This is a genomic window from Stieleria sedimenti (assembly GCF_025060895.1).
GTDB lineage: Bacteria > Planctomycetota > Planctomycetia > Pirellulales > Pirellulaceae > Stieleria > Stieleria sedimenti.
Genome location: NZ_JANZKV010000062.1, coordinates 1 through 14,202 on the forward strand (window position 1 = coordinate 1; position 14,202 = coordinate 14,202).

Consider the following 14,202-nt stretch of genomic DNA (forward strand, 5'->3'; position numbering starts at 1 on the left):
ATTGGCCTTTAGGCGATTCCTGGTCGCTGCGACGCAGCGACAGTGGGCGGCTCAAGCCTGCACACCAACACGCTTGCCGGTGCCATTCGGGGCACTAGATTCCGTAGCGATCGCGGAAGCAGTTTCGGTGGGTGCGGGCCAGTTCACTCTGGGCCGCCCTGCCGGCGGCGTCGGCCGCGATTGCGATTTGCTCGAGCAGTTCCGCAAACGCCAGCATCGGTTCGGCACCCAAATCCCATCCCGCACGGACCCACAACTCGTGGGCTCGGGCGGGCCGTGCTTGTTGAGCCAACGCGGCGAAGTGCTCGCGGACGCGATCGCGTCGATCGCTGGCCGAAGGCACACAAAGGCTTTCGAAATAACCTTGCTCGACCGAATCAGGAGGCTCATAGCCGAGCGTCATCAAGCGTGCGGCGGAAAATTTTTGGCCTTCACCGCAAAACCCATGCGTACGCACGCGCACCGTTTGATCGGTGAAGATGGAACAGTTCAACCCGCTTCGGTAGTGATCCATCGCGGCGGCGAAATTTCCCGATTGCTCTTGGCTGTACCCCAAGACATCCCAGGCCCAGCCCAGTTCCGGCGCGAACTCGATCGCGCGACGGCAATAGCGCATCGCCGCGTCCCAATCTTGCTGGTCGAGAACCTGCTGGTGGGAAACGTTCGTCGCGACCACCTTATCGATCCAGTCCTTTTCCATCAGTCGGTTGTCGAACAAGCCGCGCTGGAGTTGCTGGGGATCGTCGATGTCCAAGCCGCGCAGGGCATCGTCGCTGAGCAGCGGGTTTTCTAACGCGTCGATCACCAGTTGACACAAGACCGCCGCTTGGCAAATGTGGCGATCGATCATCTCGCCGGCCAGTTCGAGACCGCTTAGTGGTTCCAAATCCGAAGCCGACCGATGTCCCAGCCGACTGATCGCCCAGTGATTCAATCGATGGCAGGATCGATCGCTTTCATCGCTTGCCGAACCCGCGGAGATCGCGTGGTCGCGACGGCTGCCGGGCAGCTTGTGCCGAACGTGGTCAAAGTAGATGGCCTCGGCAAGCGAGACGCCCCAGGGGATCCAGTCGCCGCCGCCGTGGTACCAGTGGACGACTTGTCCGGCCGAATTGTCGGCGGCGATCCGGACGCACAACCAATCGCCCATCGTGTTGGTCAGGATGGGGAGAAAGTCACAGGGCATCAGCGCCGGCCAGATCGCCGTGGGCGCCTCATCGATGAGTTCTTGGGGCGGGATCGCCGAGGCAAACCGGTTGCCTGCGCTGCCATCGGCGAAACGCCAGATCTCGTCGTCGAACCATCGCGATAAGTCGTCGGAAAGGACGCATCGAAACCTCGCTTGGATCTGGTCGGTCCAAGATCCCGAGGCGGCGGATGGTTGGGTCGGCTGTTGCAAGGTTACCGAATCAAACTCATGTAAAAGCTGAAGATACGCTCGTTGTCAAAGTCAGACTTGTTGACCGGGTAGGCAAAGTCGAAGGCGAGCGGGGCCGGCCCGAGCGCGGGGATTGCAACACGCAAACCCAAACCGGGCGCGACGCGAAACGAGTCGGCGTCCAGTTTAACACTGCTTTCCACGGTACCAAAGTCACAAAATGCGACACCACGAAAGGCGTCGTCGGCCGTGATCGGGAACATGTACTCGACCGAATTGAGAAATTGGAATTCCCCCCCAACGGCAACGTAGGGATTTCCGCCCGTACCGCCCACCACGGGGCCGGCACCGCGAAAATCGAATCCACGTAGCGTCGCGTAACCGCCGGCGAAGAAGTTTTCGAAGATCGGCGTGTCGTTGCCGCTGAATCCGACCTGTGTACTGTACGAGAAGGTTTGTTTACCGCTGCCGTCGGCGCGTGACGCCAGCAACCAGTACTTGCGGTACTCCAACTCGATTCGGGAGTAGTCGTAGTCGCCGAAGGTTTCTTCGAACTGGAACTGGAAATAGTGGCCCTGGCTGGGCTGAATCGGACTGTCACGTGTGTTGTGCGTCAGCGTGATGCTGCCGCTGTACAGCTCGTTGTCACCCTGGGCGTCCGTCAACTCTTGATATTCGGCCGCATCGCCGGGCGACAGGATGGCGGTGTTGAGTGCCCGAACGCGACTGAGGTCGACATTCTGACCACTGATGCCGACGGCAAGCGACAAGTCGGGCGTGATGCGATAGCCCAACGAAAATCGACCGCCGAGACGGTTTTCGTCCCAGTCGTCGTAACGCCGGTCGTACAGGAAACCGCTGGCTGAAAAACTGATCGGCAAGTAACCGAACAAGTTCGGGTCGGCGAACTGAACGCTGTAGCGATCAAAGTCGCTGCCCGGTGCGGCTTCCAAGCGAAAGGTTTGCCCGGCACCGCGGAAGGCCGTCCCGCCGAACAGGTCTCGGAACGAGCGGGGCCAACGCATGATGTCGAAGTTTCGTTCGTCGATCGTGATCTGGCCGGTCACGCCGGCGTCACTGTTGACCGCACCGCCGAACATGATCCGTCCGGTCCGTGCGGGAAATCCGTTGACGATCAAGTCTGCGACGCGAACGTTAGGCGTGTACACCGGATCGGTGCCGATCGGCGGAAACGCGGTGCCACTTCCCGGGACCGATTGACCGGGTTGCAGCACGCGTTGACGTGGCCCGAACTGAGTCGGCGGAAACGCCGTCTGCGGCGGCACCGGCTGCGGCACATAGTTTTGCTGCGGCACATAGTTTTGTTGTGGCGCGTCGTTTTGTTGCGGTTGAACGTAGGTCCCCGTCGCCGGGTTGTATCCCGGCGGATAGTTCTGGGCGTTGGCCGAGGAGGTCCAGGACAGCGCGGTCCAGAACAACGCGGTGCAGGCGAGCACGGCGATTGGAACTGCCAGGCCGCGTGCCATCGGCGTGTTGATGGCGGCTCGCCTGGCCAATCGTTTCGGCAAATCGATCGATTCCATTCGGGTTGATTCGCTTGCTGGGGTCAGGGGTGATGGGATAACGTTTCGGTCGGTGTCGGGGTGGGAGGGGGGATTCATTAATACGCATCCTCCCGAGGATCGACGATGATGTCAGGCGGGTCGGCGATTTGCGGATTGGTTTCCAGCAACTGGCTGTTGCTCATTCGCCGTCGACCGATTTCCAACAGTCTGCGGTCGATGAAATCACCTTCGCGCATTTCCAACATGTTCAGCATCACGGTCTCCCGCATCAGGTGCGGTTCGCCTTCGATGTTGACGCGGATCTCGCCGATCTTCCAGCGGTCGCCTTCTTCGATCTGGTAGACCAGGTCGACGGTGTTTTCTTCGTCACGCATCACGGTCTTGGGCTGGACGTCGGCATAGATGAATCCCAATTCGCCGTAGCCATAAACGATCTCGCCCACGTCGCGTTTCAAGATGGTGCCGTCAAACATGTCGCCGGCCTTCAGTTCCAAACGCTGTCGCAGCGAATTCTCGGTGACAAATTGATTGCCGATGATTTGTACGCTGTTGATTTTGAAACGTTTGCCTTCGTTGACCACAAACGTCACATTCATCCATTTGCCGTCTTCGCTGTAGGAGATTCGCCTTCCGACGGTGGCGGTCAGGTAGCCGAGGTTGTGATAGGTCGCAGCCAAGATATCGACGTCACGATCGATCTTGGCCATGTTGGCGACGTTGAAGGTGTAGTAGCCGAGTTTGAGAAACGGTCCACGGCTCTTGATTAGCTTCTTGAGTCGGGCTTCGCTCAGCAAGGTATTGCCGATGACATTGATGCTGGCGATGCGTTCTTTGGGGCCTTCGTTGATCCGAAAGATCACCATGCCCGGTTTGTCCTTGAACCCGATCGTCGACGTGATCGCGACCTGGTTGAACCCTTCATCCTTGTAGTAGTCGATCAATCGTCTGCGGGCGGATTCGACGGAGAACTCGCTGAGCGGATCTTTGACTTCCAATCCGGCGCGGCCCTTCAGGTCGCGGTCGTTGACGCGGTTGTTTCCGTGAAAGGAGATCGCGGAGATCAGGGCGCGTTCATGCACCACAAACGTCACGTCGACGCCGGCATCGTTCTCTTTGGTTTTGAAGGTGACATGGTCAAACGATTTCATTTCGTTCAGCCGATGGACGTCACCGAGCAACACTTCGCGGCTGAAAAACCGCCCTTTCTTGGTCTGCATCTTTTGAAGGATCTCATGCTCGCTGAGCGCTCGATTGCCGACAATCCGCACGCTGGTGACGACCTTGTCGCCGTGTTCGCGGCCGATCGGCAAGGCATCCTGGTTGTGGACGTGATCGCGAAACTTGGGACGCTCCGACGGTCCCGCCGGACCGCCGCTCTGAGGACCTCCGCCGCCACCCATGCCCCCCATGCCGCCGCCCATCTGGGCCGCCGCAGGCAAGGAAAACACCAAACTGGCCACGAGTGCGATCAGCAGGGGTGCCGACGCGCCGCCAGCGGTCTCGCACCAGCGGATTTCGGTCTCGGGACATCCGTGCGTATTGATTCGTTGTGTCATAAGACGAAGGCAAACCGTTTCGACGAGGAAAACGCGATCCATCCGTGGATCGTGTTTGGGCCACCGCGTGGTCATTCACAGCACGCGCGATTCATGGCGTGAAAGGGTGTTACCAACGCGGCAAGTGCCAAGACAAGGCAGATTCCCCCAGCAACTTGCGTGAATCTGGTTGGAATCTTCGAAGAATGATGCGACAAAGAGGGTCGGGTACCCGAGAGACGAGAACATTTTCCGCACCGAGAGCGATGACGTTGGACGTGATTTTGTTTACCAGCCCCAAAGCGGGCAGCGGTGTGGCGCGCGAACAACTGCCCCGCTTGGCCGAACTGCTCGCCGCAGCCGGGATCAAGTACCAGACGCTGTCGTGCCCCCGCGAACTGAACGCCGTTGTGACGCGGCGGCGTGAAACCGGTGTTTCACAGCCGGTCGTGGTCGCCGCCGGCGGTGACGGAACGATCAGCCTGGTCGCGTCCAGCACCTTCCCCGAAACGCCACTGTTGCCGATGCCGATGGGCACCGAAAATCTGCTGGCGAGATACCTGGGGCAATCCAACGCCGCCGAAGCGGTGATGAAAACTCTGACCGAAGGGCACCCGCTCCAGATCGACGCCGGTGAAGCCAACGGGCGACTGTTTCTGATCATGGCGACGGCCGGGTTCGACGCCGAAGTCGTCCGCCGATTGCACCTACGACGCAAGGGACACATCCGCCGCCACAGTTACCTGAAACCGATTTGGCAAACCTGCCGGGCCTATCGATTTCCCGCGATTCGCGTCACGGCGATCGACGTCTCCGGCGAAGTCATTCAACAACGGCAGGTCGGCTGGGCGATGGCGTTCAACCTGCCGTGCTATGCGGCGGGATTACGGATTCATCCGTCGGCAACCGGCGACGACGGAAACCTGGACCTGATCACCTTCGCCGGTCGTGGCCTGCTGAGCGGATTCGGCTACGTGCTGGGAATCGTCGCCGGAATGCACCGAAAGTTCGGCGGCGTCCAAGAGAATCACGTTTTAAGCCTGCGATTCGAATCCGACCAACGCGTCGCCTATGAACTCGACGGTGACTACGCCGGACGGCTGCCACTGGAAATCAAGACGCTGCCGCAACGGATTCGTTTGTTGGTTAGCTGTTAGCTGTTAGCAAGGATTTGTCTTGCAGCGTGTGCGTTTTTTTGGGTTGCAACTTGAAACTTGAAACTTGAAACTTGAAACTTGAAACTTGAAACTTGAAACTAAAAAAACCGTCCATGTAAAAACCATTCCCCGGTCTTTAGCTCTCGAAACACCCACCAAACGTTTCCTGTTTCGGTTTCGATGCGGTAGTAATCGCGGCGAATCGTGGGGCCGTCCCACCAGCCGGTTTCGATGCGTTCGGGGCCCCACGCAAACACGACGCGATGCAGGGCACCTTCGAATCGGAATGGCGGCAAGGCTTGAAAAGGATTGGCGGCGTGGGCGGACGATTTTTGGACCGCGGTCAAGCGAACGGGTTTGCGCAACAGCTGCATCGGGCGGCGGCGTGCATCGTCACGCCGGGGAGCGTGAAAGGCGGAACGCTCGCCCGCCGTCGTTCGCCGAACGGGTTGTTTCGATGGCAACCGCCGCAGCGCCTTGCGGGTCCGATGATCGGTCAGGGAATAGGTTCGAAACGCTTTCTCCGGCAACGGATTTTCACTCAATCGAACACCCAAGACGGCGTCGCGACCGAGGCGACCGGAGAGCGTGTCGACGAGCCGGGCGAGGGAACGATCGGAGACCTCGCTGTCACCCAACCCGCTGGCGCCGTCGGGGAAAAGCGCGTTTTGCTGAGTCCGCAGCGGGCCGCTCTGCAAGACCGACAAGCTGATCCTGGTGATCGGTGACGCGACGCGCAACGATTCCAAACCGGAGTTGATCAAACCATGAAGATGTTTTTGATCTTGGGTCGGGGCGAACATGCCGATCACCGTGGACAGCGGCGCGCGGTCGACGAGTTCTAAACGACACGCCACACGCAACGCGCCGCGTTGACACGCCGCCAAACTCGCCACGATGGACTCCGCCAGCCGACCCACGCGATCCATCACGATCTCGAGATCATCCGTCGGGTATTCCAATTCATGGCTGCTGTGGTGCTGTTGTTCGGCATGGTGGATTTCCAGCGGGATCTCGACTTCGCCCAAGATCTCGCCAATCCGTTTGACGATTCCGTCGCCCAGCCGTTGGGCCAGTCCGCCGCGTGGAAGCCGCAGCAGGGCGCCAATGGTTTCGATCCCCAATCGGTCCAGGGTGTGTTTGATTTCCGATTCGATCCGCAGCGCGTTGACGCTCAAGTGCAGTAGATCATCGACACCCCGTGACGAAATCACGGGGTCGTTGACGTCGTAATGGGCCAGCGCCCAAGCGGCGGCGGCGTGATCGGCGATGGCCAGTTTGCCGACCAATCCGAGTTCGGACAGACAGCGGCCGGTGGCATCCAAAATCCCGGCTTCATGTTCAAACAGATGTGTTACCCCGGACAGATCACAGAACAACGTGTCGGGCTCCGGCAAAACCTGACCGGCCCAAAGTCGTTTGCCGAGCGATTCGATCGCGACGAGCGGACTGATTTGATGTTGCAGGGCATCGGCAACACGTCCCAAGGCGATCGAATCGGCGATCGGATCATGCTCGACGGTGCTCGGGGTCACGCCGGCGGAACCGGCAAGCTCCGTCGCCTGGGCGATCGCGATGCCGGTGCGAACGCCCATCCGCCGCGCCGCGGCGCAGCAGGCGACCACCAACCGTCCGCGGCGGTGATCGTTCTTCCATAGGATCAGCGGTGCCGTGCGGTTGTCCCGTGACGCATCACTAGGAAGCGGTTCGAGAGTCGCGTCGCGCCGCCACTCGCTTTGCAATCGCTGGATGGGCCAGTTGCGAAGCCAGATGCTCAGCAGCCGTTTCATGCCGTTTCGTCTGTGGGCCGATGGTGGTGGAAAGCGGACGGATCGTTGTCGCGTCGATGATTTGCAGCGCAAGCTGTCTGCCGACCGCACCGCCACGAACACGGTCGAGTGTGACCGAAATGATTTCGAAATCACGCGAGCGGTTGGTGACCGAACGCGCGGGTTCACGCGGCTGCTGCGACACATAAAACTGGACTTCGGCGAAGCTGGGTTTTCCCCGCGCGGCAAACCCACGCACCAGCAACCCCGGTGTTCGACCGCTTTCGGCCGCCAGTTGCAAACGTCTTGCGTCGCGATCGTCGACTTGCATGGGCAAAGAAGCCCAGACGGCCGCGGCGGCTCCGGAACGCAGCGATTGATCGATCGCCCAAATCGCATCGGCACCACTGCGGGGACGCAACAGAATCATCCGCTGGTGCGGCACCCCCATCGAGACGGCCGCCGGCGGATAGAACGTGCCGCTGCAATCGACGATCACCAGCGGTCGACCGGGAATTTGACGCAATCGATTCGCCGCGGCAGCCATCGCCAACGATCCGGCGGCGGCACTGTCGTGGGCGGCAATCCATTCGGTCAGCGTCGACGGGTGCAAACCGCCGGTCGGCAGCCACCGATCCATCGCTTCGCAGCCGGTCGAAAATCCTCTCCCATCGCTTTGCCGCGCCGTGCTGATGCACCCGACCTTGGCCCGCAATGATTTCAAGATCGCCTCACGGCTGGGAGGATCGGGGCACGCCGACGAAGCACGTCCCGCTTCTTCTCTTTCGAGGTCGCCCGGTTTTGCGTCACCCTCGCTCTGGGCATTGGTGCTCTGGGCATTGGTGCTCTGGGCATTGGTATCGACACAAGTCTCAAGAGTCCAAGTCACTCTCCCTCTGGGAGGGTCGCGGAGGAGTTCACGACGAGGTGGGGAGGGGCTCTGCGGCTGGGAATCGCTCAGCGACGACCGTTCGACCCTCCCCTCGCTGGGATCGACTCTCCCTGCCAGGAAGGGCCGCTTGTTGACGTGCGCAGCGACGGCCGGAGCCTCCATGAACGAAAAAAATTGCTGCTGCTTGGCCATGTCGATTCGTCCCGAACGAATGGATGCAAGAAAAGAAACTGGGGCCCGCATCCAATGCCAGCATAACGGATGCTAGCATTTCGGGCTCGTTTTTTGACCGTTGCCGTTTCGGCGGAGCTGACGGCTCGGCACAATCATCTCCTGATTACCTGCACTTTCTGATTACCTGCACTTCACTGGACATTTGCATCATGGCGCGATTTCGATGGTTTTTGATCATTTCCGGCGTGTTGGTGCTGATGATCTTTTCGCTTTCCAACACCCAAAGTGTTTTGCTGCGGATGCCGCTGGTGTTTCACCTGGAAGTTCCGTTGGCGATGTTGCTGGCGATTTCGGGCCTGATCGGATTTATGGTCGGCGCAATGTGGACGGCTTGGATGCTGCATCGGAAAAAGGAGCGATTAGGCAAGTCAGGCAAAAAAGACAGCCAGCCGGAGGGACCGGCAGGTCGCAGCTGACAGGCGGCGTTCATTTTCCGCGTCGAGCGGCCATTTCCTGGCGTCGTTGGGCGACCAGTTGGTAACGGAGCAGGACCAGGCGGGCCAAATCGCCCATGTGGTGAATCCCATCCTCGGCGTCGGCGTGATTGCGGTTCTCGCGGGGGGTGCGATCAGCAGCCGTCGACTTGGCGGTTCGGGAGTGGGAAATGACGGGGCTGGCGGCCACCGGGTTGGCGGCCACCGCAGCGGAATTCACGGCGACGGGGGTGCTGGGGGCGAGCGAGCAGGGGTCGAACAGCATCATTTGAGTCATGGCAAAAGCTCCGGCGAAACAGGCCAAATACGTCTTGAATGAGCGATGTCTCATTCGTTGGCTGAATCATCGAGAGCGGCATGACACGTCAGGTCACACCCAACGTGACTCTGTGCGAATCGACAAAAATCGTCTAGAATCTTCGGGACAGACATCCCAAATCATTCCCAATCTGAAAAGGCTTTTCAGCATGGCAGCCGCCGAAGACGAAATCGATTTCAAAATTTCACCGGACGACCAGGACGAACACAGTTTCGTCTCCATTTGGAACATCGCATCGGCAACCTGTGATGGTCAGCTCGCCGAGACCCGCGCCTTGGCCAGCAAACTGTTGAATTTCCTGTGCAAACGTGATTGCGACTTCGTCGTTTGCAGTTCCGCCAACATCGAGTACCTGGACGAAAAATTCGAATCCGACAACAAGATCCTGTACGACTGGAAACCGGAAAGCGAGCATGTCGACATCATCGCCCAGCACGCCGAAGTGCCGGGCAAGGCATTCATGTCGTTCTTGAAAACGCACAAGTTCAACCCCGAGACGAAATACAACCCGCGCCGCGCGGACCGTGTCGAGTGGTTCAACGATCGCTGGTGCATCGGTTAGGGGAGAGCGATTTGATCTTTGACGCCCCAGGCAAGCACCGACTTGACCGCTCCGTCGCCGGCCTGGTCTGGGCGGCGTCTCTGATCCTCGTCGGTATTCCGGCCGCCGCACAGGTTCCCGCCGCACAGGTTCCCGCCGGACGGGCCGCGACGGAGCAGCCCTCCACAGAACAGGCCGCAGAGCAGCCCGCCGCGGCAGCGGTGGCCGAGCCAAACGACACGCCGCCGGCGGCCGAGCAGCCGCCGCGACGGGTTCCCCGCGACGAGCGGACGCTCGCGTACTGGGCCAGCCAGCTGTCCCATGAACGCTTTCTCCGCCGCCAATCCGCGCGACGCCACCTGATCGACGGCGGCCTGGATTCCGTCCCCGTCTTGCGTGACATGCTCGACGTGGGCGATTTGGAAACGGTTGAAAACGTCATCCTGATCTTGGCGAAGGTCGCCGAAGACGAACCGCCGTGGCAGACCGATGGAGCGCTCGCGACGCTGGAGTCGATTGCCGCGACAAGCTTTGGCACCAAAGCCACGCTGGCAAAGTCGACGCTGGAGTCGTTTGCCGAGTCGCGTGGTCGCGAAGCCAGAGTCCAGCTTTCCGACGCCGGCGTCTTCATCGGCATCGACACCGTCGCCCTGGCCTCTCGCAGCACCTCACACGAGATCGTTCGGATCAATCAGCAATTCAACGGCGACGTCGAAGCGCTGGCTTGGTTGCGTTGGATTCGGGAGATCGATTTTGTCATCATCGAAGACTCGATGGCGACACCGGAAACATTGGCCGCGGTGATGAAGATGCCCGACTTGACGACGCTGGTGATCGTCGATTGCGAGCTGACGGTGCCGGCCGTCCAGACGATGCAGCAACGTTCGCGACTCGATGCGATCGAGTTACGGTACGTGCGTTTGAATGAAGAACTGTTGACGGAACTGACGCGTCTCCGACTGCGTGATGCGCTGCACTTGATGGGCACGGGTGTTTCCGAACAGCGTGTCGAACGGTTGCGCGTCGAGATGCCGGGCCTGGACATCACGCTGCGTCGCGGCGGTTTCTTGGGCGTGATGTGTCGCACGACACTGCAAGACACCTGTGAAGTCAGCCAGGTCACCCCCGGCAGCGGCGCCGCCGACGCCGGCTTGCAAGCCGGAGACGTGGTCATTCGCATCGACGACGCCAAGATCACGCGGTTTGATGATCTGCAGCAACAGATCAACACGCACATTCCCGGCGACGAAATTGCGATCCGCTACCGGCGTGGCAACGACGTGTTTGACACCGTCGCAACGCTGAAGAAACAGCAAAACCAATAGAGCCCTAGACGATCCGACACCTTGCCGACTGAGACCCCGCCACACCACGACGATTGGCAGCAGACCCGCTGGCGAACCGGATTGCGTCGTAAACTGCTCGCCTGGTTTTCCGACCATGCTCGAGACATGCCGTGGCGCAGCGACCCGACGCCGTACCACGTTTGGGTCAGCGAGATCATGCTGCAACAGACCCAGGTGGCGACGGTGTTGCCGTACTACCGACGCTGGATGAAATCGTTTCCCAACGTCGCCGATTTGGCCGCCGCCGAAGAGTCCGAGTTGATGCGTCACTGGGAAGGCCTGGGGTATTACCGCCGGGTCAGATCGATGCATGCCGCAGCCAAGCAAATCATGGCCGAGCATGGCGGCGAGTTCCCCTTGAAATACGAGCAAGTCCTGGCGCTGCCCGGCGTCGGACGTTACACCGCCGGTGCCGTGCTCTCGATCGCAGCCGGCGCAAAGCTACCGGTGCTCGAAGGGAACACCCAGCGTGTCTACAGCCGATGGATCGCGTTGCGAGTCCCGCCCACCGATCGCGACGCCAACAAACTACTTTGGGACGTCGCCACTCGGATGCTGCCCCGCAGCGGCAGCGGACAATTCAATCAAGCGGCGATGGAACTGGGCGCATTGGTCTGTCTGCCCAAGAATCCGAAGTGCGACCAATGCCCAGTCCACAGTCACTGTCGCGCCGCCGAACTCGGTTTACAGGCCGAGATTCCAGGAAAGATCAAACGCATCGCCTACGAAGATCGAACGGAATTCGCGTTGATCCTCAGCCGCGAACGACGAGGGGCGACGCAGTACCTTGCCCGACCGCTGCCCGATGGCGGACGCTGGGCAGGGCTTTGGGATTTCCCCCGTTGCACCGATGCGGCGACGGAATCGGTCGACGCCGCCGCCGGCTGGCTGTCGCAGCAATTGGGCACGGAAGTTGCCGCCGGTGTTCGGCTACAGACCCTTCGTCACGCGGTCACCAAGTTTCGCATTTCGCTGCACGTGCACCAGGCAGCGTTTTCAAACGCGGGCGTCGCGGCAGCCCGAAAGTCACCGACACCGTGGCAGTGGGTCTCACTTGACCAAATCCGCACACTGCCGTTGAGCGTCACGGGGCGAAAAATCGCCGATTTCCTGGTTGATGACGACCAATCATTTTTACCGCTCAGTTAGAGTAATCGTGGCGTAAGCTTCCAGCTTGCGTTCAAGCTGAATCGCACCGCATCGCAAGCTGAAAGCTTACGCCACACCCTGCCTTCAAACCCCACCTTTGAGATGTCAAAACACCACCGATCTACGCTGCGATCCCTGTTTTCGTTGGCACCGTTCTGCCTGGCTTCGATGAGCTTGGCTTCGATGGGCCTGGCTTCGATCGCCGGCGCCGAACCACTGGACAATTCCGACGCTTCCCAATCCACGACCGTCACGCTCGGCGAAGACCATTCGCTGCTGACGGGAATCCCGGGCAGCGGAAAACTGACGTTGGGGGAAGTCCGCGACTGGCTGTCCCAACCGAAACAACACGCAGAATTGTCGGTCACACTGCCCAAGGGGCTCAGCGCCGCCCAAGGAAACATCTTCATCCCGGAAGACAATCCCCTGACGCGGGCGAAGATCGAGCTCGGGCGGCAATTGTATTTTGATCCCCGGCTGTCCAATGACAACACGATTTCGTGTGCCTCCTGTCACGACCCCGCTCAAGGATACGGCGCCCAGACCCAGTTCGGTGTCGGGGTGCGTGGCCAAGAAGGCGGTCGAAATTCACCGGTCGCCTACAACCGCATCGTCAGCAAAGCCCAATTTTGGGACGGCCGCGCCGCCACCCTGGAAGAGCAGGCGGTCGGCCCGATCGCCAACCCGATCGAGATGGGCAACAGCCACGAAGCCTGTGTCGCCGACCTGGCCGCCAATCCAATCTACAAGCTCCAGTTCGAGAAGGTGTTTGGAGATGGAGTGACGATCGACAATGTCGGCAAAGCGATCGCCGCGTTCGAACGCGCGCTCGTCACCGGACCGGCACCCTACGACTACCAAAACGATCTGGACACGTTTGAGAAACTGTTCGCCGACGACCTGGAATACTTGGACGAAGAACCCGAGCTGAAGGTCCAATACGATGCGATCAAGGCGGCGATCGCGGACAACCCGATGAGCGAATCGGCCAAGCGGGGGATGAAGCTGTTTGCCGGAAAAGCGAACTGCGCCACCTGCCATGCGGGAGCGAATTTCACCGACGAGCAGTACCACAACTTGGGTGTCAGCATGGACGCGGACGACCCCGATCTGGGACGTTACGAGATCACGAAAGAAGAAAAAGACAAGGGAGCCTTCAAGACACCGACGTTGCGAAACATCACGCTCTCGGCGCCCTACATGCATGACGGCAGCCAGCAGACCCTTCAAGAGGTCGTCGACTGGTATGACAAGGGCGGACACAAGAACCCTTGGTTGAGCGACAAGATGAAGGTGCTGAACTTGACCGATCAAGAGAAAGCCGATCTCGTCGCCTTCATGAAAGAAGGCTTGACCGGCACGTTCCCCAAGATTCAGACGGGACGCTTGCCCGAGTAGGGCATGCGGTGCGTGCCGTTCGTGGTAGGGCATGCTGTGCATGCCGTTCGGGCTTCATGACGCGACTCGTTACGGGGCTCTGCCTCGTAACGCAATGGCGGCGAGGCTCTACCTGGGCCGCGCGAAATCTCTCCGTCGAAACAAGCACTCCTTCGCAGGATTTTGGCGGTTTCCGTTCCCTCGGGGGCTTCTTGGGATCAGCCGTTTGGCGCCAGCCTACGGGCCCTCCGTGGTTGTCGAGGCCCGAACGCTTGCGCGAATCGGCTGATGTCCATCGTGTTTTTGATGCCCAACCGCTCCATGCTCATCGATGGTCCATCGCAGAATCGATTCGGCAGAGATTTAGCGATGGCGCGAGACGGCGATTTTGCGCAGCTCAGGCGGAGCCTCCGTGACCTTGCGTTCCCAGGCGAGAGCCCTACGCCGTGAACGATTTATCTCCTGTGTTTGACGAGGTTTTAGCGGCAGGACGCGAGCCCTCCGGTTCCACATCTTTGCCAACATACCGGAGGGCTCGCGGGCTG

General features: G+C 60.1%; 12 protein-coding genes. 6 read left to right on the forward strand and 6 right to left on the reverse strand.

Annotation, left to right across the window (positions count from 1 at the left end; all coding sequences use genetic code 11):
• Nucleotides 1–94: 94 nt before the first annotated feature.
• The 3 genes from NZK35_RS09420 to NZK35_RS09430 all read right to left on the reverse strand — a co-directional run bounded on the left by NZK35_RS09420 (nucleotide 95) and on the right by NZK35_RS09430 (nucleotide 4,460).
• Complete coding sequence (locus NZK35_RS09420) at nucleotides 95–1,399, reverse strand: SMI1/KNR4 family protein (RefSeq protein ID WP_259632283.1); 1,305 nt, start codon at nucleotides 1,397–1,399, stop codon at nucleotides 95–97.
• A 2-nt stretch (nucleotides 1,400–1,401) separates the two neighbouring features.
• Nucleotides 1,402–2,922 (reverse strand): BamA/OMP85 family outer membrane protein, encoded by a 1,521-nt coding sequence (locus tag NZK35_RS09425; RefSeq protein WP_259632284.1) that lies wholly within the window; start codon nucleotides 2,920–2,922, stop codon nucleotides 1,402–1,404.
• 77 nt (nucleotides 2,923–2,999) lie between these two features.
• Nucleotides 3,000–4,460 (reverse strand): BamA/OMP85 family outer membrane protein, encoded by a 1,461-nt coding sequence (locus NZK35_RS09430; RefSeq protein ID WP_259632285.1) that lies wholly within the window; start codon nucleotides 4,458–4,460, stop codon nucleotides 3,000–3,002.
• A 245-nt stretch (nucleotides 4,461–4,705) separates the two neighbouring features.
• Between NZK35_RS09430 and NZK35_RS09435 the strand changes: the two genes are divergently transcribed.
• Nucleotides 4,706–5,596, forward strand: a complete 891-nt coding sequence (locus NZK35_RS09435; RefSeq protein ID WP_259632286.1) for a diacylglycerol/lipid kinase family protein — start codon at nucleotides 4,706–4,708, stop codon at nucleotides 5,594–5,596.
• A gap of 98 nt (nucleotides 5,597–5,694) precedes the next feature.
• Here the strand turns inward: NZK35_RS09435 and NZK35_RS09440 are convergent, their stop codons facing one another.
• Nucleotides 5,695–7,386 (reverse strand): Y-family DNA polymerase, encoded by a 1,692-nt coding sequence (locus tag NZK35_RS09440; RefSeq protein ID WP_259632287.1) that lies wholly within the window; start codon nucleotides 7,384–7,386, stop codon nucleotides 5,695–5,697.
• Nucleotides 7,292–8,254, reverse strand: coding sequence for an ImuA family protein (locus tag NZK35_RS09445; protein ID WP_259632288.1), 963 nt, complete (start codon nucleotides 8,252–8,254; stop codon nucleotides 7,292–7,294). Before NZK35_RS09445 ends, NZK35_RS09440 begins: the two co-directional genes overlap by 95 nt.
• Nucleotides 8,255–8,640: 386 nt before the next feature.
• Here NZK35_RS09445 and NZK35_RS09450 point away from each other — a divergent pair, with 386 nt between their 5' ends.
• A complete protein-coding gene (locus tag NZK35_RS09450; RefSeq protein WP_259632289.1) occupies nucleotides 8,641–8,907 on the forward strand; it encodes a LapA family protein in 267 nt (88 codons plus the stop codon).
• A 10-nt stretch (nucleotides 8,908–8,917) separates the two neighbouring features.
• Here NZK35_RS09450 and NZK35_RS09455 read toward each other — a convergent pair whose 3' ends face one another.
• Entirely contained in the window at nucleotides 8,918–9,256 is a 339-nt protein-coding gene (locus NZK35_RS09455) for a hypothetical protein (protein WP_259632290.1), read from the reverse strand.
• 136 nt (nucleotides 9,257–9,392) lie between these two features.
• On the opposite strand from NZK35_RS09455, the gene NZK35_RS09460 reads away from it, so the two are divergent.
• The 4 genes from NZK35_RS09460 to NZK35_RS09475 all read left to right on the forward strand — a co-directional run bounded on the left by NZK35_RS09460 (nucleotide 9,393) and on the right by NZK35_RS09475 (nucleotide 13,678).
• Complete coding sequence (locus NZK35_RS09460) at nucleotides 9,393–9,806, forward strand: hypothetical protein (RefSeq protein WP_145218859.1); 414 nt, start codon at nucleotides 9,393–9,395, stop codon at nucleotides 9,804–9,806.
• Nucleotides 9,776–11,110 carry a PDZ domain-containing protein gene (locus NZK35_RS34660; RefSeq protein ID WP_259632291.1) on the forward strand — a complete coding sequence of 445 codons (1,335 nt, stop codon included), beginning with the start codon at nucleotides 9,776–9,778 and terminating at the stop codon, nucleotides 11,108–11,110. Before NZK35_RS09460 ends, NZK35_RS34660 begins: the two co-directional genes overlap by 31 nt.
• A gap of 21 nt (nucleotides 11,111–11,131) precedes the next feature.
• Complete coding sequence (gene mutY / locus NZK35_RS09470; protein ID WP_259632292.1) at nucleotides 11,132–12,280, forward strand: A/G-specific adenine glycosylase; 1,149 nt, start codon at nucleotides 11,132–11,134, stop codon at nucleotides 12,278–12,280.
• Between the two features lie 183 nt (nucleotides 12,281–12,463).
• A complete protein-coding gene (locus NZK35_RS09475) occupies nucleotides 12,464–13,678 on the forward strand; it encodes a cytochrome-c peroxidase (protein ID WP_323379630.1) in 1,215 nt (404 codons plus the stop codon).
• The last annotated feature ends 524 nt before the right edge of the window (nucleotides 13,679–14,202 follow it).